This is a genomic window from Thermus kawarayensis JCM 12314 (assembly GCF_055393575.1).
In genome coordinates, this window is record NZ_AP043756.1 from 463,101 (window position 1) to 483,399 (window position 20,299).

Below are 20,299 nucleotides of genomic sequence, written 5' to 3' on the forward strand. Positions count from 1 at the left end.
TATGCTGGGAGAGTGGGGACGCTGGAAGGGGTCTTGGGGGAAACCCGGGCGGGCACCGGTTGTGGTAGCCTGGTGGCAGATGTTCCGCGTGGGCATCCTCACGGTTTCCGACAAGGGCTACCGGGGCGAGCGGCAGGACACCACCCACCTGGCCATCCGGGAGGCCCTGGAGGGGGGGCCCTACCAGGTGGCGGCCTACGAGATCGTCCCCGACGAGCCCCCCATGATCAAGAAGGTCCTCAGGCTTTGGGCGGACCGGGAGGGCCTGGACCTCATCCTCACCAACGGGGGGACGGGGCTTGCCCCCAGGGACCGGACCCCGGAGGCCACGCGGGAGATGGTGGAGCGGGAGGTGCCGGGCCTCGCGGAGCTCATGCGCCTGATGGGGTTCCAGAAGACCCCCATGGCCGCCCTCTCCCGGGGGGTGGCGGGGGTGCGGGGGAAGACCCTGATCCTGAACCTCCCGGGAAGCCCCAAGGGGGCGAGGGAGTCTTTGGAGGCGGTGCTCCCCGTCCTGCCCCACGCCCTCTCCCTGGTGACGGGCAAGCCCTGGAAGGAGGGGCACCATGAGTAGGGTGCCCGAGCCCTCGGTCTTCCTGGTGGTGGACGAGGCCAAGCGCAGGGCGAAGGAGAAGGGCGTAAAGCTCGTGGACCTCTCCATCGGCTCCACCGACCTCCTTCCCCCCAGGGCACCCATGGAAGCCCTCCGGGAGGCCCTGGAGGACCCCTCCACCTACGGCTACTGCTTGAGGAGCTGCACCCTTTCCTTCCTCGAGGCCGCCTGCCGCTGGTACGGGCAAAGGTACGGGGTGGGCCTGGACCCCAGGCGGGAGGCCCTGGCCCTCATCGGAAGCCAGGAGGGCCTGGCCCACCTCCTCCTCGCCCTCACCGAGCCCCATGACCTCCTCCTCCTTCCCGAGGTGGCCTACCCCAGCTACTTCGGGGCGGCCCGGGTGGCCTCCTTGAGGACCTTCCTCATCCCCTTGCGGAAAGACGGCCTCGCCGACCTGAAGGCGGTGCCGGAAAACGCCTGGAAGGAGGCCAAGGTCCTCCTCCTCAACTACCCCAACAACCCCACGGGGGCCGTGGCCGACTGGGGCTATTTTGAGGAGGCCCTGGCCCTGGCTCGGAAACATGGCCTTTGGCTCATCCACGACAACCCCTACGTGGACCAGGTCTACGAGGGGGAGGCTCCTTCCCCCCTGGCCCTTCCCGGGGCCAAGGAGCGGGTGGTGGAGCTCTTCTCCCTATCCAAGAGCTACAACCTGGCGGGCTTCCGCCTGGGCTTTGCCCTGGGGAGCGAGGAGGCCCTCGCCCGCCTGGAGCGGGTCAAGGGGGTGGTGGACTTCAACCAGTACGCCGGGATCCTGCGCATGGGGGTGGAGGCCCTGAAGACCCCCAAGGAGGTGACCCGAGGCTACGCCCGGGTCTACCGGGAGCGGGCCTTGGGGATGGCCCAGGCCCTGCAAGGGGCCCTTGCCCTCCTTCCCCCCAGGGCCACCATGTACCTCTGGGGGAGGCTTCCCCAGGGGGTGGACGACCTGGAGTTCGCCCTGAGCCTGGTGGAGAGGGGGGTGGCCCTCGCCCCGGGCCGGGGGTTTGGACCGGGGGGCGTGGGCTGGGTGCGGATCGCCTTGGTGAGGCCCTTGGAGGAGCTTTTGCGGGCGGCGGAAACCCTAAGGGAGGCCCTGGGGAAAGCCGTGGGCGCTTAGCCCGCCCGGAGGCCCAGTAGGAGCCCGCCCACGAAGCTCGCCCCGAAGGGAAGGTTGTAGGTTAGGGTGGAAAGGAGCCTCTCCCAAAGGCTTTGCAGGCCGGGCTGCTGCAGGAGGGGCTCCACGTCTTTCTGGATGCGGGTCCAGTCCACCTGAACGTACCCCCCTTGGGCCAGGAGCTGGAGGGCCACGAAGAGGAGGCCCAGGACCAGGGCCAAAAGGCGGCCCACCTTTTTGAGGGTGTAGCCCACCGCGTACCCGGCGAGGCCGCCGAAGGTCATCTGCCCGAGGTAAGGGGTGAGGTCGGGGAGCGCCACCTTTTCCACCCTAGCGGAAAGGGCGCCGGGAGACAACTACCTGAGGCCGAGGAGCCCGGCCTCTTCCCTCATGGCCTCGAGGACGAAGGCCATGTGCTCCTCCAGGGAAACCCCCAGCTCCTCGGCCCCAAGCCGGATCTCCTCCCGGTTCACCCCCTTGGCGAAGGCCTTGTCCTTGAACTTCTTCTTGAGGCTGGGGAGCTCCAGGCCTAAGATGGAACGGTCCGGCCGCACGTAAACGGCAGCGGTGATAAGGCCCGTGAGCTCGTCCACGGCGAAGAGGGCCTTGGCCATGAGGCTTTCCCGGGGAACCCCGGTGTAGCTGGCGTGGCCCAGGATGGCCGCGAGAACCTCCTCGGGGTAGCCCAGACGCCTAAGCTCCTCCACACCCCTATAGGGATGGAGTTCGGGGTACTTCTCGTAGTCCATGTCGTGGAGCACCCCGGCCATGGCCCAAAGCTCCTCGTCCTCGCCGAAACGGCGGGCATAGGCCCGCATGGCCACCTCCACCGCCCGCATGTGCCGCCTTAGGGACTCGCTTTCCGTCCAGGCCTCCATGAGGGCCAGGGCCTCCTGAAAGCTCGGCATGTCCTAAAGTATAGCCATGCGCCTCGGCTACGGGGAGGACAGCCACCGCCTGGAGGAGGGGAGGCCCCTCTACCTCTGCGGCCTCCTCATCCCAAGCCCCGTGGGGGCCCTGGCCCACTCCGACGGGGACGCCGCTTTGCACGCCCTCACCGACGCCCTCCTTTCCGCCTACGGCCTCGGGGACATCGGCCTCCTCTTCCCCGACACCGACCCCCGCTGGCAAGGGGTGAGGAGCGAGGTGTTCCTGAAGGAGGCCCTGCGCCTGGTGGCCGGGCGGGGCGGGCGGCTCCTGCAGGCGGGCCTGGTCCTCACCCTGGACCGGCCCAAGCTCTCCCCCCACCGGGAGGCTTTGGTGGGGAACCTGGCCCGGCTTTTGGGCCTCCCGAAGGACCGCGTGGGCCTTGGCTTCAAGACCTCGGAGGGCCTGGCCCCGGGCCACGTCCAGGCCCGGGCGGTGGTGCTTCTGGATGGTTGAGGGACTGGTCTGGCTCGGCACCTGGGTCTTCGCCGCCACCGGGGCCCTCAAGGGGGTGGAGAAGGGGTTTGACCTCCTGGGGGTTCTGGTCCTGGCCACGGTGACCGCCGTGGGGGGCGGGTCCATCCGCAACGTCCTGGTGGGCACCCTCCCCCCCACCCCCCTCAGGAATGAGCCCCTTTTGTGGAGCGTGGGGCTCACCGGGCTTCTGGTCTTCCGCTTCCACCCCCGGGTGCAGGCCCTGGGGCCTTTCATCTACTACCTGGACACCCTGGGCCTGGGCCTCTTCGCCGCCTTGGGGGCGGAAAGGGGCCTTCAGGCCGGCCTTGGCCCCTTCGGCGTGGCCCTGGCGGGTACCCTTTCCGGGGTGGGGGGCGGGGTGTTGCGGGACCTCCTTTCCGGGGAAGTGCCGGGCATCCTCTACCGGGCGGGGGACCTCTACGCCTCGGCGGCCTTGGTGGGGGCCTTAGTGGTCTATGCCCTTCACGGGAGCCACCCGGAGGGGGCCCTCTTCCTGGGGGCCCTGACCACGGTCCTCCTCCGGGTTTTCGGGCGGAGGCTCGGCCTCCGCCTCCCCACCCCCAGGTGAGGCCTACTTCAGCTTGGCCAGCTCCTGGCGGGCCCGTTCTTGGTCGTAACGGTCGGCGGCGGTCCTGGCGGGAAGGGAAAGGGCGATTTCCAGCTGCTTCCTGGCCTCCTCCTTCTTCCCCCAGGCGGAGAGGACCCGGGCGTACTCCACCCGGTGGATGATGCCCTCGGGCTCCAGCTCAATGGCCCGGCGCATGAGGGGCTCCACCTTGCTCCCATCGGCCCCTTGGGTGGCGGCTACCAGCCAGCCCTTCTGCACCAGCTCAAAGTGCCAGAGGGCCAGGGCTACCATGGCCCCGGCGTGGTCCGGCTTGAGCTTCAGGGTCTTTTCCAGATCCCCCCGGATCTTGGGGGCGAGTCCCTCGGCCAGGGCCTCGAGGATCCCCTTGTACTGGGAAAGCCTTCCCAGGGCCCGGGCCCGCTCAAAGTAGCCCTCCGGGTAATCGGGGGCCTTGGCGATGGCCTGGGAGGCGGCCTTCTCTGCCCGCTCAAACCAGGTGCGCTTCTCGGCGTCCTTGGCCTGGTACATGGCGTAGAAGCTGGCGCCCTTGGCCGCCAGGGCCAGGGCCTCGGGGGTGGAGAGCTTGAGCCCCATCTCGTAGGCCTCCTGGAACCGCCCGGCGTCCACCAGGGCCTCCACCTGGGAGGCCTGGGCCAGGGCCAAGGGCAGGAGGCTCGTCAAAAGCGGGATAAGGGCACGTTTCACGGGGGGATTATACCCGGTCCAAAGCCTGGGGCAAGGGGCGGGCGTAAACTGGAGGGCATGAGGCTTATCCTGGGGCTTGCGTGGGTATTGAGCCTCCTGGCCCTGGCCCAGGGGGCAGAGGAGTATTACGCCCGTTGTGAGCGCCTCTACCGTCAAGGCGCCCTGGAAAGCGCCCAGGCCACGTGTGAGCTGGCCCTGGTGGAGGACCCCGGGTACCGGCCCGCCCTGCGCCTTTTGGCCCGCATCCACTTGGAAAAGAAGGACGCCGCCCAGGCCGGAGCCTATCTGGAGCGCCTGGGGGAGGACCCAGAAGCCCTTCCCCTCCGGGCGAGGCTTCTCCTCTTGCGGGGGAAGCCGGGGGAGGTGCTCAGGCTTTCCTTGCCGGAGACCCCGGAGGGCAGGCTCCTTCGGGCCTTGGCCCTGGAGGCCCAGAACCGCCTCGAGGAGGCCCTCCAGGAGGCCCGGGGCCTTCCCCCCACCCCGGAGGTGCGCCTTCTTTTGGCCCGGCTCCACCTGGCCTTGGGCAGGCCCGAGGAGGGGCTTGCCGCTTTGGGGTCCACCCTGGAGGAGCGGGTGGAGCGGGGCCGCCTCCTCTTCCTCTCGGGGAGGCCGGGGGAGGCGGCGGCCCTTTTGGAGGAGGTCTTGCCGGACCTTTCCGGCCAGCCCGGCCTCCAGCGCCAGGCCCTCGCCACCCTGGCCCTGGCCTACCTGGGCCAGGGGGACTGGGCCCGGGGGCAGGCGGCCCTGGGGCAGCTTTCGGGGCTTCTGAACCTCCCCGGGCTTCTCCTGGCCCGGGTGTGGCCCTGGCTTCTGGCCTTCGTGGCCTTTTTGGTCCTGGTGGTCCTGGGGGAAAGCCGCATTGAGCCCCTGCGCACGGTGGAGGTGGTGGAAGACCCCCTCCCGGGGCCGGGGAGCCTCTACCTTCTCGTCCTCCTGGCCCTGGCCTTGGCCCTGGGGGTGGCCCTTTTCCTGGGCAAGGCCCTCTTCGCCAACCTCCTGGCCCTTTTCACCCCTTACCAAAGGGCCCAGATCCTCCCCAGCTTCTTCCTGGCCTACGGCCTTTTCCTCCTTATGGGGCTTCTCCTTTGGCAAAGGCGGCGCCTTTCCCAGGTGCTGGGGCCCCTCGAGGGCTGGGTGGAGGGGTTCTGGGTGGGACCGGCCCTGGTCCTGGCCCTGGGGGCCTACGGGCTGGTGCGGCCCTTCTTGGGGTTTCCCACCCTGCCCTTACACCTCCTGGTCTTCTTAGGCCTGGCCCTCATGGAGCCCCTCTTCCGAGGCCTCGCCCCTTGGGTGTTTAGGGAGCGCTACCGGGATCTCGCCCCCTATCTCTCCTCGCTCTTCTTCGCCCTGGCGGTGCCCGGCCCCACCTTCCTCTTCCTCCTCCTGGGGGCCGGGCTCCTTTGGGCCAGGGAGCGGGCGGGGGGCGTCTTGGGGGTGGCCTTGGGCTGGGTGGTGGCGGGGGTGGTCCTGGCCCTCTTCCCCCCCACCTGGTTGCGAAGGTTCTAGATGAGCCCGGTCTTCTTCCTCTCCGACTTCGGCCTGCAAGACCCCTACGTGGGGGTGGTCAAGGCGGTGCTCCGGGAGAGGGCCCCGGGGGTGGAGGTGGTGGACCTGGCCCACGACCTCCCTCCCCAGGACCTCCGGCGGGCGGCCTACGTCCTCTTTGAGGCGGTGCCCTACCTGCCGGAAGGGGCCGTCCTCCTGGCGGTGGTGGACCCGGGGGTGGGAACCTCCCGGCGGGCCGTGGCCGCCCGGGGTAGGCGGTGGTACGTAGGCCCGGACAACGGCCTGTTCACCCTGGCCTGGCTCCTGGACCCTCCCCGGAAGGCCTTTCTCCTGGAAAGCCTCCTCCCGCCTTCCCCCAAAGGGGTGCTTCCCCTTCCCGGCTGGCGCCCAGGAGGGGCCACCTTCCACGGCCGCGACCGCTTCGCCCCGGCGGCGGCCCACCTGGCCTTGGGCCTTCCCCCTGAGGCTCTGGGAAGGGAGGTGTCCCCGGAAAGCCTCCTCCGCCTACCCCTCTCCCTGGGCCAGGGCCCCCGGGGGGAGGTCCTCACCTTTGACCGCTTCGGCAACGCCATCACCACCCTGCTCCGGGCCCCCTTGGGCGGCTGGGTGGAGGTGGCGGGAAGGCGGCTTCCCATCCGGCGCACCTTCGGCGAGGTGGCCGTGGGGGAGGCCCTGGCCTACCTGGGAAGCGCCGGTCTCTTGGAGATCGCCCTTCACGGGGGAAGTGCCCGGGAGGCCCTGGGCCTGAGGGAGGGGATGCCCGTGGAGCTCCTTTAGAGGTCCTGGGCCAGACGGGCCAGCTCGGGGAGGAACTCGCCGGCGGTGAAGTCCAGGCTCACCGGGGTGAGGGAGATGTACCCCTGGCGCACCGCCCAGAGGTCCGTTCCCTCCTCCTCTTCCCCCACGGGGGTGCCGGCGATCCAGTAGTAGGGGCGGCCCTCGGGGTCCAGGCGCTCCACCACCCGGTCCTCGAAGTGGTGGGTGGAAAGCCGGGTCACCCGGACTCCCCTGGGGGCCCCGGCGGGGAAGTTCACGTTGAGGAGCACCCCCTTGGGAAGGCCCCGTTCCGCCACCTTCTTGGCGATGCGCACCGCCCACTCCGCCGCCTGGGCGAAGTTCAGCTCCTCGGAGGTGTCCAGGCTGAAGGCGATGGAGGGGATGCCCAAGGAGGTGCCCTCCAGGGCAGCCGCCACCGTGCCGGAGTGGGTGAGGTCCAGGCCCAGGTTTACCCCGATGTTGATGCCGGAGACCAAGAGGTCCGGCCGCCCCAAGAGGTGGACCCCCAGGACCACGCAGTCCGCCGGGGTGCCGTCCACCCGGTAAGCAGGGATCTCCCCAAAGCCGGCGCTTTGGGTGTGCTTGAAGCGCAGGGGGCGGCGCACAGTGATGCCGTGGCCCACCGCCGACTGCTCCACGTCGGGGGCCACCACGTACACCTCTCCCAGGGCCCGCATGGCCAGGCCCAAGGCCTTGATGCCGGGGGAAAAGATGCCGTCGTCGTTGGAAACGAGGATGCGCATGCCCTTAGCCTAAAAGAAAGGACCCCCTGAAGGGGGTCCTTTCAGGCCCTGGGGCTTTAGATGCGGCGGACCTTCTTGGCCTGGGGGCCCTTGCCGCCCCGGCCGGGCTCCACCTCAAACTCCACCTGCTCCCCCTCGTTCAGGGTGCGGAAGCCATCGGCTTCAATGGCCGTGAAGTGCACGAACACGTCAGGACCTTCTTCCTGCTGGATGAACCCGTAGCCTTTTTCTGCGTTGAACCACTTGACCGTACCCTTCTTCATGTTTCTCCTTCATCCCGAAAACCCATCCGGCTTTCCAGGGACTCCTTACTATCCCACGCCTCCTCGGGAAAGTCAAGCCCCCCATGGGGGAGGCCTCCATGGGATAGAATTCTTTCGTGCCCGGCCTCGCCTTCGCCGAACGGACCCACCCCGGCCTCAAGCGCTCCAAAAACGAGGACGCCGTGGGCCACCTCCTCACCCCTTGGGGTGGGGTCTTCGTGGTGGCCGACGGGATGGGGGGGCACCGCACCGGGGAGGTGGCGGCCAGGCTCGCCGTGGAGGGCATCCTCGGCCACTTCCAGGAAGCCGAACCCTCCCCCAAGGCCCTCCTGGAGGCCTTTGAGCGGGCCAACGCCCGCATCCACCAGGAGGCCCAGCGGCCGGAGAACCGGGGCATGGGCACCACGGCCACCTGCCTCCTCTTGGACCTGCCCTACGCCCTGGTGGCCCACGTGGGGGACTCGAGGGCCTACCTCCTCCGGGGGGAGGAGTTCACCCTTCTCACCGAGGACCATTCCTGGGTGGCGGAAAGGGTGCGCCAGGGCCTTCTTACCCTGGAGGAGGCCCGGACCCACCGCTGGCGCAACGTGATCACCAACGCCTTGGGCTCCTTTCCCCAGGCCCGGGTGGACCTTCTGGGGCTTAAGCTTTCCCCGGGTGACACCTTCCTCCTTTGCAGCGACGGGCTTTCCGGGGTTCTGGAGGACCGGACCCTCAAGGAGGTGCTGAAAAACTTCCCTCCCGAGGAGGCCGCCCGGCGCCTGGTGGAGCTGGCCAACGAGTGGGGCGGGCCCGACAACATCAGCGCCATCGTGGTGAGGGTGCCGGAGGAGCTCCCCCAGTCCACCCGTCCCTACGCCCTACCCTTGGAGGCGGCCCGGGGGGCCCCGGTGCGCCTCAAGCTCGGGGAGGAACCCGAGGAACTCCCCACCCAGGTCCTGGAGCCCAGAAGGCCTGGGCTTGGCTGGCGGGACCTCCTCCTCATCCTCCTCTGGATCGTGGTGGTGGCCTATATCCTCCTGGGCTACTTCCGCCCCTAGGCCTGTTAGACTTCTCTGGGTATGGAGCGGACCTTCGTGATGGTCAAACCCGACGGCTTCCGGCGCGGCTTGGTGGGGGAGATTATCGCCCGCTTTGAGCGCAAGGGCTTCCGCCTGGTGGGGCTTAAGCTCCTCAAGATCTCCCAGGAGCTCGCCGAGCGGCACTACGCCGAGCACCGGGGGAAGCCCTTTTTCTCCGGCCTGGTGAGCTTCATCACCTCGGGGCCGGTGGTGGCCATGGTCCTGGAGGGCCCGGGCGCCGTGGCCGAGGTGCGGAAGATGATGGGGGCCACCCACCCCAAGGACGCCCTCCCCGGCACCATCCGCGGGGACTACGCCACCACCATTGACGAGAACGTCATCCACGGCTCCGCCACCCTCGAGGACGCCGAGAGGGAGATCGCCCTCTTCTTCCGCCCCGAGGAGCTGCTTTAGGGCCACCCATCCTGGTTACGCGGCGCCTTGGCTCCGCGGGGCGAAGGCCCAGGAAAGCCCTTTTGGGGCCCCCCTCTGGCTTTCGCCAGAGCGGGGTATACCCTTTCTCCCTGTTTCCTTTCTGCCGGCTCGGGGAAGCCTGCCTAGGGGCCCCATGCTGGCCCAAGCCAGCATGGGGTGGCATTAAGTGCCCGCACTTTGGTTTCGCAACATGGGATGCCCAAGCCGGGTTTGGGGGAAGACTTTTTGGGGCCCCCACCGCGGCGAAAGCCGCGGTGGGGTACTTAGCCTTCCTCCGGCCCCTGGGGGAGGGTCTGGGCCCGTAGGCGCTCCCACGGGAAGTCGTCCAGGGGATAGAAGCGGTCCGCTTGCTGGGCCAGGCGGTGGGAGGAGAGGGCGTGGAAGGTGGTGTTCTCCACCTGCTTTCCCATGTCCTGCACCACCCGCACCACCTCGGCGAAGTCCCCGTCCCCGGAGACCAGGACCGCCACGTCGTAGGCGTCGGCGTAGGCCAGGCGCAGGATGTCAATGGCGATCTGGATGTCCACCCCCTTTTCCACGAAGCCGTCCGCCCGCCTTTCCAGCCTTCCCAGGCGCACGGCCACGTAGGGCACCCGCTTCAGGTAGTTGAGGAAGCTCTGGTGAGCCTTGGCGGCGGGGTCTTCGGGGGGCAGGGGGGCGTTATAGTAGTAGGCCCGAAGCAGCTTCCTTCCGGCGGTGAGGAGGGTGATGAACTCCACGAAGTTCAGCCGATAGTCCGAACCCAGGTGCTGCACCAACCCCTTGTAGAGGTTGGAGCCGTCAATAAATATGGCTACCCTTTCCATACGGGCCCGCCCCTTCCCGGGCATCCTCAGTTTATCCCCTAAGGGTGAGAAGGTTTATAGCCCACCGCTCCTTTGAGCGGTGGGGGAAGTATACCGCTTTCGGCTTAGCCCTTTTCGGGCAGGGGAATCCTACCACGCCTTTCCCATGAGCGCAAGATGAGGGAAGAAAATGCGCTCTAGGAGCGCTTTTTTTGCGTTTCCGCGTACACGTCGCGGAAGACGCCGGGGATGGGGGCGTGGGGCTTGTGGATCCGCACCCTCACGGCCTGGAGGCGGGGAAAGGCCTCCATGAGGGCTTCCGCCAGGTGGTCCGCCAGGGCTTCTATCAGGTAGAAGCGGCGGTGGCGCACCGCCTCCTCCACCAGGGCGTAGACGGCGGCGTAGTCCACGGTTTCCTCGAGGCGGTCCCCCTTGCCTTCAAAGGGCACCGTGAGCCAGAGGTCCACCACGAACCGGGCCCCAAGCCGCCCCTCCTCGGGCATGACCCCGTGGCGCCCGTAGAACTCCAGGCCCAAAAGGGCGATCTCTCCCATCCTCGCCTCCTAAGCCGGGCCGGGGTGGGGGGCGGTGAGGGCCTTCCAGACCGCCAAGGCCTCCCGGTGGGCCCGCACGTCATGCACCCGGAGGAGCCTCGCCCCCTTCTGCGCCGCGTAGAGGTGGGCGGCCACCGAGCCCAAAACCCGGTCCTTTGGCGCTTCCACCCCGGTGAGCTCCCCGATCATGCGCTTGCGGGAAAGCCCTACCAGGACGGGATGGCCTAGGGCCACGATCTCCTCCAGGCGCTTAAGGAGGGCCAGGTTGTGCTCCAGAAGCTTGCCGAAGCCAAACCCGGGGTCCAGCACCACCTGGGGGACCCCCGCCTTAAGGGCCTTCTCCGCCTGGGCCTGGAGGAAGGCCTTCACCTCGGCCACCACGTCCCGGTAGCGGGCGTGGGCCATCATGGTGGCGGGGTCCGGCACGGGCATGTGCATGACCACCGCTGCCACCCCAAAGCGGGCCGCCAGGGCCACCATGCGCTCGTCCCTAAGCCCGGTGACGTCGTTCAGGAGGTGGGCCCCGAGCTTTAGGGCCTCCTCGGCCACCTCGGGCTTGCGGGTGTCCACGCTCACCGGCACCCCGAGTTCCAGCACCGCTTCCAGGACGGGCAGGAGCCGCTTCTTCTCCTCCTCCACGGGCACCGGGCTCGCCCCGGGCCGGGTGGACTCCGCCCCCAGGTCCAGGAGGTCCGCTCCTTCCTCCACCAGGGCCTTGGCCCGGGCCAGGGCCCTTTCCGGCTCCAGGTAGAGGCCGCCGTCGGAGAAGGAGTCGGGGGTGAGGTTGAGGATTCCCATGAGCCTGGGCTCCGAGAGGTCCAGGGTGCGGTCCCTAAGCCAAAGCACGCCCGGATTATAGTGGAGGCGAGGAGGTGAAGCATGCGCCTTTTGGCGGCGGTGGATCTCGGAGAGACCCTCGAGGCCGTGGTGGAAAGCGCCCGCTTCCTGGAAAGGGGCCTTGGGATGCCCGCCTTGCTTCTTCACGTGGTGCCCTCGTCCTACTGGGAGGCCCTAAGGAGGCGTCTCCCCCACCTGGAGCCCCGGGTGGAGGAGGCCTTGTGCCTGGCGGAAACCGAGGTGGAGAAGGCCCTTGGCGCCACGGGCCTCCCCGTCCGGGTCCTTCGGGGGTTTCCCGCCCAAGCGGTGGCGGCCGAGGCCCTTAGGAGCAAGCTGGTGCTCCTGGGCCGGGGCGGGGAGGCGCCCCTCGAGGCCCTGGCCAAGGGGGGGCTGGCCCGCTACCTCCTCCACCGGGGGGAGGTGCCCGTCCTCCTCCTGCCCAGGGCCCTTACCCAGGTGCGCCGCATCGCCGTGGGCCTGGACGATAGCCCCGCGAGCCTGGCCGCCTTTCGCGTGGCCGAGGCCTGGGGCAAGGCCCTGGGGGCGGAGGTCTTGGGCCTCCACCTGGTGAGCGGGGAAGGGGGGTGCTGCTTCCCCACCTACCTGGACCCGGCGAGGCTTTCCGCCCGGGAGGTCCTGGAGAGGGCCAGGGCCCACCTGGAAGGCCTCCTTCGGGCCACCGGGGCGGTGGAGGTCTTCTGGGGGGAGGAGGAAATGGACCTCCTGCGCCTCGCCGAGGACCGCGGGGCCGACCTCCTGGCGCTGGGTTCCAAGGCCAAAAGCTCCTGGCGCCACCGCCTGGGGCGGATGGTGGAGGTCCTCGCCCTGCGGAGCGCCCTGCCCCTTTTGGTGGTCCCGGAGGCCGCGGTCTGGTAAGGTGGGGCCCATGCGCCACGGGCCCGGCTGGTTCCTCGCCCTTTCCGCCTACTGGTTCGCCACCAGCCTCAAATGGTTCCTGGTCCTTCTGGTCCTCCTCCCGGCCAAGGTGGCCGAGCTTTCCCCTCCGGAGGAAAAGGCCACCCGCCTCGGCTTCCTCTTCGGCCTGGGGGCGGTGATGGCCATCCTGGGCCCGCCCACCATGGGCTACCTTTCCGACCGCCTAGGGAGGCGGAGGCCCTTCCTCCTTTGGGGGAGCCTCCTCACCGCCTTGGCCCTTTGGCTTTTGGTCCACGCCCCGAGCTACGGGGCGCTCCTTGTGGCCTACCTCCTCCTGCAGCTGGCCGACGACCTGGCCACCGGCCCCTACTCCGCCCTCATCCCCGACCTGGTGCCCAGGGGGGAGAGGGGCCAGGCCTCGGGGTACATGGGGGCCTTGCAGGTCTTGGGGCAGGTGCTGGGAGGGGTGGTGGGCTTCGTGCTGCCCCTGGCCCCCCAGGCCTACCTGGCGGCCCTGGTAAACCTCCTGGGGGCTATGTTGAGCCTCCCCTTGGTCCCTGACCGCCTGCCCCGGGCCAATCCCCGCCCCTTCCTCGCCGCCGTGGCCACTCCTTGGCGCGACCGCGACTTCCTCCTGGTCTACCTCACCCGCTTTTTGGTCATGCTGGGCTTCTACCTGGCCCAGACCTATCTCCAGTACTTCCTGGCCGACGTGGTGGGGGTTTTCGCCGTCCTGGGGCGGGTGCTCACGGAAGAGCCCTTCCAGGCGGTGGCCCTTTTGGGCCTCCTTATCTCCCTGGGGGCGGCCCTGGCCAGCGTGCCCGCAGGGAGGGCTTCGGACCGACTGGGCCGCAAGCCCCTCATCTACCTTTCCGGGGCCGGGCTTGGGCTTTTGATGCCTTTTATTCTCCTCTTCCCCCGATACGAGACCCTCCTTGCCCTCTCCCTTTTCTTCGGCCTCTTCTACGGGGTGTACCTGGCGGTGGACTGGGCCCTGGTTTCCGACATCCTCAAAGACCCCGAGGCCCACGCCACGGACATGGGCCTCTGGCAGACCTCCATCGTGGTACCCCAGGTGCTGGCCGGGGTTTTCGGCCGCCCTCTGGACCTCCTGAACGCCCGGGAACCCGGGCTGGGTTACTGGGCGCTCTTCTTCTTGGCGGGGGCCTTCTTCCTCCTGGGGGCGTTCTTGGTGGCGGGCATCCGCCGGGCCCGGTAGGAAGGCGTGGCGCGGCTACACTAAGACCATGGACCTCACCCACTTCAAGGACGGCAAGCCCCACATGGTGGACGTCACGGAAAAGCCCGCCACCTTCCGCACCGCCACCGCCGAGGCCTTTGTGGAGCTCACGGAGGAGGCCTTGGCCGCTTTGGAAGGGGGCGGGGTGGGCAAGGGCGACCCCCTGGCGGTGGCCCAGCTGGCGGGGATCATGGCCGCCAAGAAGACCGCCGACCTCATTCCCCTCTGCCACCCCTTGCCCCTCACCGGGGTGGAGGTGAAGGTGGCCCTGGAGCGGGAAGGGCGGCGGGTGCGCATAGAGGCCACGGTGAGGACCAGGGCGGAAACGGGGGTGGAGATGGAGGCCCTCACCGCTTGCGCCGTGGCCGCCCTCACCGTGTACGACATGCTCAAGGCGGCCTCCAAGGGGCTTGTGATCTCCCAGGTCCGCCTCCTCCACAAAGCGGGCGGCAAGAGCGGGGAGTGGCGGCGGGGGTAAAGTACCCCCAGGGTGTATCCTGAGGGTATGCGCCTGGCCATAGCCCTAGCCAAGCAGGACGAGACCAAGGTGTATCCCGGTCCCTTCGGCCACGCCCCCCGCTTCGCCATCTACGAGGTGGCCGAGGACGGAAACCCCCGCTTGGTGGAGGTGCGGGAAAACCCCTACGCCGCCATGGAAGGGGGGGACAAGCATCAAAGGATGCGGGAGCTCCTTAAGGACGTGGACCTTCGGGTGGGGGCCCGCTTCGGCCACGGGGGGTCTATGGGGGCCTTTCCCGTGGCGGAGCGCCTCGAGGTGGGCCCGGTGAGCGTGGCCGAGGCCCTTAGGCGGGTCAGGGAAGGCCGAAATAGCGCCTGAGGAGCTCCCGGTCCTCCGGGGCAAGGGGGGTGCGCTCCAGGTAGACCTCTACCCCCCGCCGCACCTTCTCCGGCGGCTGGCCCTGGGGCCAGGGGGTGGGGAGGAGGGAGGCCTCCCCTTGGCCTTCCGGTGAAAGGAGGCCCTCCTTCGGCCCCGAGGGGGGCGGGGGGGGCTTGAGGGAAGGGCCTTGGGGGCCTAGCCCCGGGGTCCCCTGCGGGCCTGAGGAGGCGGGCCTTCCCTCCTCCCGGCCGGAGGCGGAGGCTTCCGGGGAGGGGCCTTGCGCTTTTCCCTCCTGGGCCCTTTCCCCTTCCGGCGAAGGGACCTCCTTGGCCCCTTTCTGAGGCTGTTCCCCCGGGGAGGGACCTTGCGGCCTCCCCTCCTTGGCCGTTTCCCCCTTCGGCGAGACCTCCTTGGCCCCTCTCTGGGGCTGTTCCCCCGGGGAGGGGGCTTCTTGGAGGGAGCGCGGCGCTTTTGCGGGCTCGGCCCCCAGAGAGGGCCAGCCCCCCCCTTCTGGGCCCTTCCAGAGGGCGGGGGCCAAGGCCAGGGACAGGGCCAGGAGGTAGGCCAGAAGGAGCCAGGCGGGAAAGGGAGGCAGGTCTACCCGCACCCGCTTGGCCTCCTGCCAAAGCCTTTCTTCCCCGTAGGCCAGGGCCGTGGGGTAGGCGAGGCTCTTCCGGGCGATGGCCCTTAGGGCCCGGCCTTCAAAGGGCCGGGCGGGAAGCAGGAGGGCGAGGGGGGAAACCAGGGCCCACAGGGGGTGGAGAAAGCCCAGAAGGGCCAGGCCCAAGGCCAGGCCTAGGCGGTAGCGCCAGGCCAGGCGGCCCGCGTAAAGGCGGTGAAACCCTGGGCCCATGCCCACATTATCCCTCCGGGGCGGCCAAGTGCCCCAGGAGTGCAACAGGGGATGCCCAAGCCGAGGCTTTGGGGCGGCTTTTTCGGGGCCCCCACCGCGGTGGGGTGCTAAAGGTGGCCCGGGGCCTAAAGGCCCCGGGGGGAGGGAGTACGCCGGTCTACTTGACCGGGGGACGGGACTTGAGGACTTCCTGCGGGGAAAGGGCCCTGGCCCTTTGCGCCTTCACCTCGGCGGCGGCGATGGGCTTGGCCTTGGACTTGGCAAAGGCGGTGAGGACGTGGTTGAGGAGGTCCGCCACCTCCTGGTCCTTGAGCTGGCGGAAGGGGGGCATGACGCCGTTGTAGGTCTTTCCCCCTACGGTTAAGGGCCCCTGGAGGCCGTAAAGCACCACCCGGATCAGGTACTCCCGGCCCCCTTTGGCCTGGGCCAGCTGGTCCAGGTGGGTGAGGGGGGGGAAGGCCCCGGGGAGGCCCTGGCCTAGGGCCTGGTGGCAACTCTGGCAGTGGGCGGAGTAAAGCTTGGCCCCAGGGCTTTGCGCCAGGGCCAAAAGCCCCAAGAAAGCAAGAAGGGGAACGAGGCGCCGCATACCCCAAGCATAGGGGGCCTCCAGGCCTCAGGCTAGGGGCATTTGTCCTCGAGGGGTATAGGCGCACCGGGGGTCGGCGGCCAGGGGGTCCCCGGTCTCGGCCCAGGCCCTGGCCCGGCTTCCCCCGCAGATCCCCCGGTACTCGCACACGCCGCACTTCCCTTTCAGGAGGTCCTTGTTCCGGAGCGCCCGGAAGAGGGGGCTATCCCGGTAGATTTCCAGGAGGGGTTTCTCCCGGATGTTCCCCGCCGAAAGGGGGAGGAACCCGGAGGGGTAGACCTCCCCCGTGGAGGAGACGAAGACGAACCCGAACCCGTCGGAGAGGTGGACACCCCGCCCCTCCCCCACCAACGCCCCGTCCTCTCCCCCTTCCCTCTGGCGGCGCTCCAGGGCCACGCGGCGGAACATGGGGCCCTCGGTGGTGCGCACCTTGAAGGGGTAGCGGCGGGAAAGCTCGTAGAGGAGATGCATGACCTCCTCGTACTCCTCCGGGGAGAGCTGGTCCAAAAGGGCCCCCCGGCCCACGGGCACCAGGAAGAAGACCTCCCAGGTGGCCACGCCTTTTTCCGCCAGGATCTCGGCGATGCCGGGGAGTTCCTTCCAGGTGTGGCGGGATACGGTGGTGTTCACCTGGGTCATGAGGCCCACTTCCCTGGCCCAGTCCAGGGCCTTAAGGGCCAGGGCGAAGGTGCCCGGCACCCCCCGGAAGCCATCGTGAGCCTCGGGGCTTGCCCCATCCAGGGAGATGGCCATCTGGTGCACCCCGAGCTCGCGGAAGCGGGCCACCACCTCCTGGGTGAGCCTGGGGGTGACCGCGGGGGTGAGGCCCACCTTGAGGCCGAGGCGCTTGGCCTCTTCCAGGAGGAGGAAGAGGTCGGGGCGGGCCAGGGGGTCGCCTCCCGTGGGCAGGAGGATGGGCTTGGGGGTGTAGGTGGCGAGCTCCCGCAAAAGCCTTAGGCCCTCCTCCGTGGAAAGCTCTCCCGGTAAGGGGTCGGGCTCGGCGGAGGCCCGGCAATGGAGGCAGGCCAGAAGGCAGGCCAGGGTCATCTCCCAGGCCACCAGGAGGGGGAAGCGGTGGAGGTCGGGCTTCATGCCCTAAGGATGGGGGAAGGGCTTGAGGACAAGTGTCCCCTAGCGGGGCAGGGTGAGGCGGTAGGTGAAAAGGCGGCTTTCCTTGGGCTTCAAGGCCGCCTCGAGGCGGTACCCCTCGGGCAGGAGGCCGGCCCCGGGGAAGTCCAGGCGGAAGGGCCTGGGGAAGGTTTCCGAGAGGAGAAGGGCCACGGGGTAGGCGTAGGGGTTTTCCAAGCGGGTCTCCACCCGGTAGGTGGCCTCCTTCTCGGTCTGGGCCAGGAGCTCCACCTTCCGGGTGAGGCGGGCCTCGAGGTCCTGGCCCAGCCAGACCTCCGCCACCTCCCCTTCGGGCGTGGCGGGGAGGAGGGCCTGGCCCAGGAAGAGCCCCCCTTCCACCACCTCCAGCCCCCCGGGGGCCAAGGGGAAGGGGGCCCTAAAGCGGTAGCCCCGCTCCAAGGGGAGAAGCCTCTCGGTGCGGAAGGGCCCCTGGTAGCGCAGAAGCCGCTCCGGGGCCACCCCTTTCTTGAGGAAGGGAAGCTCGGTGGTGCCGGGGGAAAGGGTCCTTGGGGGAAGCTCGTAGCGGAAAAGGCCGAAGGGGCTTCCCGGGGCTTCCTCCAAGGCGCGGAAGGCCACCTGGGGAAGGGCCTTGGCCCGCACCTCCCCGGCGAGAAGGGTGAGCCTTTCCGCCCTCAGGGCCTCCCCCTCCAACCGGAGGCGGGCCCAGGCGGTGAGGGTACCCTCCTCCAGGGTGTAAAAGACCTCCCCGGAAAGCCCCGTGTAAAGGTAGCGGAGCACCGCCTTCCCCTCCCCCCGGTAGCGGAAAAGCACGGCGCTTCCCTGGAAGACCCTCTCCGTCTCCTCCACCCCCAGAAGGCGCAAGGAGCCGGGAAGGATGCGGGAGAGCTTCTCCCCGGCCAGGTAGGCCCAGGCCGAGGGGGGGAGGTCCACGGGTTCCTTGACCTCGGCGAAGCCCGGGTAGACCACCACCTCTTGGGCCAAGGCGGAAAGGCCCAGTAAGAATAGGGCCAAGGCTCTTCTCATACCCCCAGTTTACGGGCGATCTCGGCCACCTCCTCCCCGCTTAAGGGCCCCCCGTGGCCCAGGTAGACCCGCCTAGCCCCCAACTCCAGGATTCTGCGCACCGTCCTTCGGGCCAGCTCCGGGTCCTCGTTGACCCACCGGGGGGGAAGCCCCCTGCCCCTGAGGGCGTCCCCCGCCATCAGCACCCCATCCCGGAAGAGCCCCACCTGGCCCAGGGTGTGGCCGGGCAGGGCCACCACCCGCCAGCCAAAGACCTCTTCCCCCTCCTCCACGGGGGTGAGGGCTTCCTCCGGCACCGCTGGGGCCAGGTTGGCGAGAAGCCCGCCCAGGAGGGGGACGGGAAGGGGTGGGCGGGGCTTCCTCTTGGTGAGGTAGGGCCACTCCCGAGGGTGGGCGAGGACCCTCACCCCGAAGCGCGCCCAAAGGGCCCGGGCCCCGCCGGAATGGTCCAGGTGGTGGTGGGTGAGGAAGAGGAGCCTCGGGGGCTCCTTCAGGAGGCCCAGGAGGCGCCTCGCCTCCCAGGGAAGCCCCGCGTCCACCAGGAAGTAGCCCCCCTCCACGGGGACCCGGTAGAGGTTGGCGGCGAAGGGGAGGCGCTCAGGCCCGCTCACGGACCAGGCCCACCCCCATCTCCTCAAGGGCCTTCCGGATTCCTTCGGCGTCGATCCCCGCCCGGCGGTGGAGGCTCGGGATGGCCCCGTGCTCCAGGAAGCGGTCGGGGAGGCCAAGGAGACGGATTTCGGGCCTGAGGCCCATCTCGTTCAAGGCCTCCAGCACCGCGCTCCCAAACCCCCCCATCCTCTGATGGTCCTCCACGGTGAGGAGCTTGTAGCGGGAAAGCGCCTTGAGCATCTCCCGGTCCAGGGGCTTGAGGAAGCGGGCGTTCACCACCCCCACCCTGGGGTCATCCCCGGCGGCCTCGAGGGCGTAGCGGAGCGTCTTGCCGAAGGCCAGGATGTAGGCCTCCGTTCCCTCCTTCAGGACCTCCCACCTCCCCCAGGCGATCTCGGGCCAGACGCCCTCCGGGGCCCTTTCCACGTTGTCCCGGGGGTAGCGGATGGCCACCGGGCCCCCCACCTCCAGGGCCTTCTTCAGCATGGCCCTAAGCTCCAGGGCGTCCTTGGGGGCGGCGATCTGGAGGTTCGGGACGGTGCGCAGGTAGGCGATGTCAAAGACCCCGTGGTGGGTGGCCCCGTCCGCTCCCACGACCCCCGCCCGGTCAACGGCGAAGACCACGGGGAGGTTCTCTATGGCCACGTCGTGGATCACCTGGTCGTAGGCCCTTTGCAGGAAGGTGGAGTAGATGGCCACCACGGGCTTCATCCCCCTAAGGGCGAGCCCCGCCGCCGTGGTCACCGCCACGTCCTCGCAGATGCCCACGTCCAGGTAGCGCTCGGGGTGCTCCAGGGAGTAGCGCACGAGCCCCGAGCCCTCCCGCATGGCCGGGGTGAGGACGAAAAGCCTGGGCTCCAGGTGGGCAAGCTCCGTGATGGCGTCCCCGAAGGCCTGGCTCCAGGAGTAGCCCTTGGACACCTTCTCCGGCTTCTTGGGGTCAAAGCCCGGGGGGCCGTGCCAGTAGATGGGGTCAGCCTCGGCCACCTTGTAGCCCTTGCCCTTCTTGGTGACCACGTGGAGAAGGGTGGGGCCCTCCAGGGCCTTGAGGTGCTCCAGGATGTGGACGAGGCCCTTGAGGTCGTGGCCGTCCACCGGGCCCACGTAGCGGATGCCCCAGGCGTAGAAGGGGTTCTCCTGGTGCAAGAGGAGCTTCGCCGCCTCCTTGGCCCGGTCTACGAGGCCGAAGAGCTGGGGGGAGATGCGCTCTAGGATGTGCTTTCCCAGCTTCTCGGCGTCCTGGACCCACTTCCTTATCTGGAGTTCTTTGAAGTACCTGTTGAGGGCCCCCACGTTTTCGGAGATGCTCATCTCGTTGTCGTTGAGGACGATGAGCATCCTCTTCTGGAGCTCCCCGATCTTGTTGAGGGCGGCGAGGGCCATGCCTCCCGTGAGGGCCCCGTCCCCGATGACCGCCACCACGTGGTAGTCCTCCCCCTGGAGGTCCCGGGCGAGGACCATGCCCAAGGCGTTGGCCAAGGAGGTGGAGGCGTGGCCTGCGGTGATGGCGTCGTGGGGCGACTCTGAGGCCTTGGTGAACCCGGAGAGGCCCCCCTCCTGCCTTAGGGTGTGGAAGCGGTCCTTGCGCCCTGTAATGAGCTTGTGGGCGTAGGCCTGGTGGCCCACGTCAAAGACCAGGCGGTCCCTGGGGGATTGGAAGACCCGGTGCAGGGCCAGGATGAGCTCCACCGCCCCCAAAGAGCTCGCCAGATGGCCGCCGTTTTGCGCCGTGACCCGGATGATCTCGCTCCGGATCTCCTCCGAAAGGAGCTGGAGTTCCTCCAGGCTCAGGTTCTTAAGGTCCTCGGGGCTATTCACGCGTTCCAAGACCATAG

At 68.9% G+C, this 20,299-nt stretch carries 26 protein-coding genes; 12 read left to right on the top strand and 14 right to left on the bottom strand.

Features of this window, described 5'->3' with window-relative positions; all coding sequences use genetic code 11:
• The first annotated feature begins 79 nt into the window (after positions 1 to 79).
• Together ACZ5RK_RS02900 and ACZ5RK_RS02905 are read left to right on the top strand one after the other, a co-directional pair.
• Positions 80 to 574, top strand: coding sequence for a MogA/MoaB family molybdenum cofactor biosynthesis protein (locus ACZ5RK_RS02900; RefSeq protein ID WP_464909605.1), 495 nt, complete (start codon positions 80 to 82; stop codon positions 572 to 574).
• Positions 567 to 1,712 carry an aminotransferase class I/II-fold pyridoxal phosphate-dependent enzyme gene (locus tag ACZ5RK_RS02905; protein ID WP_464909606.1) on the top strand — a complete coding sequence of 382 codons (1,146 nt, stop codon included), beginning with the start codon at positions 567 to 569 and terminating at the stop codon, positions 1,710 to 1,712. The genes ACZ5RK_RS02900 and ACZ5RK_RS02905 overlap by 8 nt, the downstream gene beginning before the upstream one ends.
• On the opposite strand, the gene ACZ5RK_RS02910 is transcribed toward ACZ5RK_RS02905, so the two are convergent.
• Together ACZ5RK_RS02910 and ACZ5RK_RS02915 are read right to left on the bottom strand one after the other, a co-directional pair.
• Positions 1,709 to 2,029 (bottom strand): FUN14 domain-containing protein, encoded by a 321-nt coding sequence (locus ACZ5RK_RS02910; protein ID WP_054647493.1) that lies wholly within the window; start codon positions 2,027 to 2,029, stop codon positions 1,709 to 1,711. The genes ACZ5RK_RS02905 and ACZ5RK_RS02910 overlap by 4 nt on opposite strands.
• A gap of 36 nt (positions 2,030 to 2,065) precedes the next feature.
• Positions 2,066 to 2,617 (bottom strand): HD domain-containing protein, encoded by a 552-nt coding sequence (locus tag ACZ5RK_RS02915; RefSeq protein ID WP_054647490.1) that lies wholly within the window; start codon positions 2,615 to 2,617, stop codon positions 2,066 to 2,068.
• Positions 2,618 to 2,633: 16 nt separating this feature from the next.
• Here ACZ5RK_RS02915 and ispF point away from each other — a divergent pair, with 16 nt between their 5' ends.
• Positions 2,634 to 3,092: a 2-C-methyl-D-erythritol 2,4-cyclodiphosphate synthase gene (ispF, locus tag ACZ5RK_RS02920; protein WP_464909607.1), complete on the top strand. Its 459-nt coding sequence runs from the start codon at positions 2,634 to 2,636 to the stop codon at positions 3,090 to 3,092.
• A complete protein-coding gene (locus ACZ5RK_RS02925; RefSeq protein ID WP_464909608.1) occupies positions 3,085 to 3,681 on the top strand; it encodes a trimeric intracellular cation channel family protein in 597 nt (198 codons plus the stop codon). Before ispF ends, ACZ5RK_RS02925 begins: the two co-directional genes overlap by 8 nt.
• A gap of 3 nt (positions 3,682 to 3,684) precedes the next feature.
• Here the strand turns inward: ACZ5RK_RS02925 and ACZ5RK_RS02930 are convergent, their stop codons facing one another.
• Positions 3,685 to 4,350, bottom strand: a complete 666-nt coding sequence (locus ACZ5RK_RS02930; protein WP_464910048.1) for a hypothetical protein — start codon at positions 4,348 to 4,350, stop codon at positions 3,685 to 3,687.
• Positions 4,351 to 4,443: 93 nt separating this feature from the next.
• On the opposite strand from ACZ5RK_RS02930, the gene ACZ5RK_RS02935 reads away from it, so the two are divergent.
• Positions 4,444 to 5,892, top strand: coding sequence for a tetratricopeptide repeat protein (locus ACZ5RK_RS02935; RefSeq protein WP_464909609.1), 1,449 nt, complete (start codon positions 4,444 to 4,446; stop codon positions 5,890 to 5,892).
• Positions 5,893 to 6,669 carry an SAM hydrolase/SAM-dependent halogenase family protein gene (locus tag ACZ5RK_RS02940; RefSeq protein WP_464909610.1) on the top strand — a complete coding sequence of 259 codons (777 nt, stop codon included), beginning with the start codon at positions 5,893 to 5,895 and terminating at the stop codon, positions 6,667 to 6,669. It abuts the gene before it with no gap.
• Here ACZ5RK_RS02940 and surE read toward each other — a convergent pair.
• Both surE and ACZ5RK_RS02950 read right to left on the bottom strand, forming a co-directional pair.
• Complete coding sequence (gene surE, locus ACZ5RK_RS02945) at positions 6,666 to 7,412, bottom strand: 5'/3'-nucleotidase SurE (protein ID WP_464909611.1); 747 nt, start codon at positions 7,410 to 7,412, stop codon at positions 6,666 to 6,668. The genes ACZ5RK_RS02940 and surE overlap by 4 nt on opposite strands.
• Before the next feature lie 56 nt (positions 7,413 to 7,468).
• Positions 7,469 to 7,675 (bottom strand): cold-shock protein, encoded by a 207-nt coding sequence (locus ACZ5RK_RS02950; protein WP_053768577.1) that lies wholly within the window; start codon positions 7,673 to 7,675, stop codon positions 7,469 to 7,471.
• A 116-nt stretch (positions 7,676 to 7,791) separates the two neighbouring features.
• Between ACZ5RK_RS02950 and ACZ5RK_RS02955 the strand changes: the two genes are divergently transcribed.
• The gene (locus ACZ5RK_RS02955; protein WP_464909612.1) at positions 7,792 to 8,715 is read left to right on the top strand and encodes a PP2C family protein-serine/threonine phosphatase; all 924 of its coding nucleotides are present in this window, start codon (positions 7,792 to 7,794) and stop codon (positions 8,713 to 8,715) included.
• 21 nt (positions 8,716 to 8,736) lie between these two features.
• Entirely contained in the window at positions 8,737 to 9,150 is a 414-nt protein-coding gene (ndk, locus tag ACZ5RK_RS02960) for a nucleoside-diphosphate kinase (RefSeq protein ID WP_054647336.1), read from the top strand.
• Between the two features lie 284 nt (positions 9,151 to 9,434).
• Here ndk and ACZ5RK_RS02965 read toward each other — a convergent pair whose 3' ends face one another.
• The 3 genes from ACZ5RK_RS02965 to folP all read right to left on the bottom strand — a co-directional run bounded on the left by ACZ5RK_RS02965 (position 9,435) and on the right by folP (position 11,356).
• Positions 9,435 to 9,977 (bottom strand): NYN domain-containing protein, encoded by a 543-nt coding sequence (locus tag ACZ5RK_RS02965; RefSeq protein WP_054647335.1) that lies wholly within the window; start codon positions 9,975 to 9,977, stop codon positions 9,435 to 9,437.
• A 176-nt stretch (positions 9,978 to 10,153) separates the two neighbouring features.
• Positions 10,154 to 10,510 carry a dihydroneopterin aldolase gene (gene folB, locus ACZ5RK_RS02970; protein WP_464909613.1) on the bottom strand — a complete coding sequence of 119 codons (357 nt, stop codon included), beginning with the start codon at positions 10,508 to 10,510 and terminating at the stop codon, positions 10,154 to 10,156.
• A 9-nt stretch (positions 10,511 to 10,519) separates the two neighbouring features.
• The gene (folP, locus tag ACZ5RK_RS02975) at positions 10,520 to 11,356 is read right to left on the bottom strand and encodes a dihydropteroate synthase (RefSeq protein ID WP_464909614.1); all 837 of its coding nucleotides are present in this window, start codon (positions 11,354 to 11,356) and stop codon (positions 10,520 to 10,522) included.
• 33 nt (positions 11,357 to 11,389) lie between these two features.
• Here folP and ACZ5RK_RS02980 point away from each other — a divergent pair, with 33 nt between their 5' ends.
• Genes ACZ5RK_RS02980 through ACZ5RK_RS02995 form a run of 4 tightly spaced genes read left to right on the top strand, consistent with a single transcriptional unit; the run spans position 11,390 to position 14,301 of the window.
• Complete coding sequence (locus ACZ5RK_RS02980; RefSeq protein ID WP_464909615.1) at positions 11,390 to 12,223, top strand: universal stress protein; 834 nt, start codon at positions 11,390 to 11,392, stop codon at positions 12,221 to 12,223.
• Positions 12,224 to 12,233: 10 nt separating this feature from the next.
• Positions 12,234 to 13,442, top strand: coding sequence for an MFS transporter (locus ACZ5RK_RS02985; RefSeq protein ID WP_464909616.1), 1,209 nt, complete (start codon positions 12,234 to 12,236; stop codon positions 13,440 to 13,442).
• A gap of 28 nt (positions 13,443 to 13,470) precedes the next feature.
• A complete protein-coding gene (gene moaC / locus ACZ5RK_RS02990; RefSeq protein ID WP_054647717.1) occupies positions 13,471 to 13,941 on the top strand; it encodes a cyclic pyranopterin monophosphate synthase MoaC in 471 nt (156 codons plus the stop codon).
• A 27-nt stretch (positions 13,942 to 13,968) separates the two neighbouring features.
• The gene (locus ACZ5RK_RS02995) at positions 13,969 to 14,301 is read left to right on the top strand and encodes a NifB/NifX family molybdenum-iron cluster-binding protein (protein WP_054647718.1); all 333 of its coding nucleotides are present in this window, start codon (positions 13,969 to 13,971) and stop codon (positions 14,299 to 14,301) included.
• Here ACZ5RK_RS02995 and ACZ5RK_RS03000 read toward each other — a convergent pair.
• The 6 genes from ACZ5RK_RS03000 to dxs all read right to left on the bottom strand — a co-directional run bounded on the left by ACZ5RK_RS03000 (position 14,276) and on the right by dxs (position 20,297).
• The gene (locus ACZ5RK_RS03000; protein WP_464909617.1) at positions 14,276 to 15,154 is read right to left on the bottom strand and encodes a hypothetical protein; all 879 of its coding nucleotides are present in this window, start codon (positions 15,152 to 15,154) and stop codon (positions 14,276 to 14,278) included. The two genes, ACZ5RK_RS02995 and ACZ5RK_RS03000, sit on opposite strands and share 26 nt — an antisense overlap.
• Before the next feature lie 157 nt (positions 15,155 to 15,311).
• Positions 15,312 to 15,740: a c-type cytochrome gene (locus ACZ5RK_RS03005; RefSeq protein WP_464909618.1), complete on the bottom strand. Its 429-nt coding sequence runs from the start codon at positions 15,738 to 15,740 to the stop codon at positions 15,312 to 15,314.
• A 27-nt stretch (positions 15,741 to 15,767) separates the two neighbouring features.
• A complete protein-coding gene (locus ACZ5RK_RS03010) occupies positions 15,768 to 16,832 on the bottom strand; it encodes a TIGR04053 family radical SAM/SPASM domain-containing protein (RefSeq protein WP_464909619.1) in 1,065 nt (354 codons plus the stop codon).
• 39 nt (positions 16,833 to 16,871) lie between these two features.
• Positions 16,872 to 17,852, bottom strand: a complete 981-nt coding sequence (locus ACZ5RK_RS03015) for a hypothetical protein (protein WP_464909620.1) — start codon at positions 17,850 to 17,852, stop codon at positions 16,872 to 16,874.
• A complete protein-coding gene (locus tag ACZ5RK_RS03020) occupies positions 17,849 to 18,463 on the bottom strand; it encodes an MBL fold metallo-hydrolase (protein ID WP_464909621.1) in 615 nt (204 codons plus the stop codon). The genes ACZ5RK_RS03015 and ACZ5RK_RS03020 overlap by 4 nt, the downstream gene beginning before the upstream one ends.
• Positions 18,450 to 20,297, bottom strand: coding sequence for a 1-deoxy-D-xylulose-5-phosphate synthase (gene dxs, locus ACZ5RK_RS03025; protein ID WP_464909622.1), 1,848 nt, complete (start codon positions 20,295 to 20,297; stop codon positions 18,450 to 18,452). The genes ACZ5RK_RS03020 and dxs overlap by 14 nt, the downstream gene beginning before the upstream one ends.
• Between the last annotated feature and the right edge of the window lie 2 nt (positions 20,298 to 20,299).

What these genes read in the sequence shown, in the direction of transcription:
- ACZ5RK_RS02980 (WP_464909615.1), top strand. Translation starts at nt 11,390, where the DNA reads ATGCGCCTTTTGGCGGCGGTGGATCTCGGAGAGACCCTCGAGGCCGTG.
- ACZ5RK_RS03000 (WP_464909617.1), bottom strand. Translation starts at nt 15,154, where the DNA reads ATGGGCCCAGGGTTTCACCGCCTTTACGCGGGCCGCCTGGCCTGGCGC.
- dxs (WP_464909622.1), bottom strand. Translation starts at nt 20,297, where the DNA reads ATGGTCTTGGAACGCGTGAATAGCCCCGAGGACCTTAAGAACCTGAGC.
- ACZ5RK_RS02995 (WP_054647718.1), top strand. Translation starts at nt 13,969, where the DNA reads ATGCGCCTGGCCATAGCCCTAGCCAAGCAGGACGAGACCAAGGTGTAT.
- ACZ5RK_RS02985 (WP_464909616.1), top strand. Translation starts at nt 12,234, where the DNA reads ATGCGCCACGGGCCCGGCTGGTTCCTCGCCCTTTCCGCCTACTGGTTC.
- ispF (WP_464909607.1), top strand. Translation starts at nt 2,634, where the DNA reads ATGCGCCTCGGCTACGGGGAGGACAGCCACCGCCTGGAGGAGGGGAGG.
- ACZ5RK_RS03005 (WP_464909618.1), bottom strand. Translation starts at nt 15,740, where the DNA reads ATGCGGCGCCTCGTTCCCCTTCTTGCTTTCTTGGGGCTTTTGGCCCTG.
- folB (WP_464909613.1), bottom strand. Translation starts at nt 10,510, where the DNA reads ATGGGAGAGATCGCCCTTTTGGGCCTGGAGTTCTACGGGCGCCACGGG.
- surE (WP_464909611.1), bottom strand. Translation starts at nt 7,412, where the DNA reads ATGCGCATCCTCGTTTCCAACGACGACGGCATCTTTTCCCCCGGCATC.
- ACZ5RK_RS02965 (WP_054647335.1), bottom strand. Translation starts at nt 9,977, where the DNA reads ATGGAAAGGGTAGCCATATTTATTGACGGCTCCAACCTCTACAAGGGG.
- ndk (WP_054647336.1), top strand. Translation starts at nt 8,737, where the DNA reads ATGGAGCGGACCTTCGTGATGGTCAAACCCGACGGCTTCCGGCGCGGC.
- ACZ5RK_RS02915 (WP_054647490.1), bottom strand. Translation starts at nt 2,617, where the DNA reads ATGCCGAGCTTTCAGGAGGCCCTGGCCCTCATGGAGGCCTGGACGGAA.
- ACZ5RK_RS03010 (WP_464909619.1), bottom strand. Translation starts at nt 16,832, where the DNA reads ATGAAGCCCGACCTCCACCGCTTCCCCCTCCTGGTGGCCTGGGAGATG.
- ACZ5RK_RS02935 (WP_464909609.1), top strand. Translation starts at nt 4,444, where the DNA reads ATGAGGCTTATCCTGGGGCTTGCGTGGGTATTGAGCCTCCTGGCCCTG.
- ACZ5RK_RS02925 (WP_464909608.1), top strand. Translation starts at nt 3,085, where the DNA reads ATGGTTGAGGGACTGGTCTGGCTCGGCACCTGGGTCTTCGCCGCCACC.
- ACZ5RK_RS02905 (WP_464909606.1), top strand. Translation starts at nt 567, where the DNA reads ATGAGTAGGGTGCCCGAGCCCTCGGTCTTCCTGGTGGTGGACGAGGCC.
- moaC (WP_054647717.1), top strand. Translation starts at nt 13,471, where the DNA reads ATGGACCTCACCCACTTCAAGGACGGCAAGCCCCACATGGTGGACGTC.
- ACZ5RK_RS02940 (WP_464909610.1), top strand. Translation starts at nt 5,893, where the DNA reads ATGAGCCCGGTCTTCTTCCTCTCCGACTTCGGCCTGCAAGACCCCTAC.
- ACZ5RK_RS02950 (WP_053768577.1), bottom strand. Translation starts at nt 7,675, where the DNA reads ATGAAGAAGGGTACGGTCAAGTGGTTCAACGCAGAAAAAGGCTACGGG.
- ACZ5RK_RS03015 (WP_464909620.1), bottom strand. Translation starts at nt 17,852, where the DNA reads ATGAGAAGAGCCTTGGCCCTATTCTTACTGGGCCTTTCCGCCTTGGCC.
- ACZ5RK_RS02900 (WP_464909605.1), top strand. Translation starts at nt 80, where the DNA reads ATGTTCCGCGTGGGCATCCTCACGGTTTCCGACAAGGGCTACCGGGGC.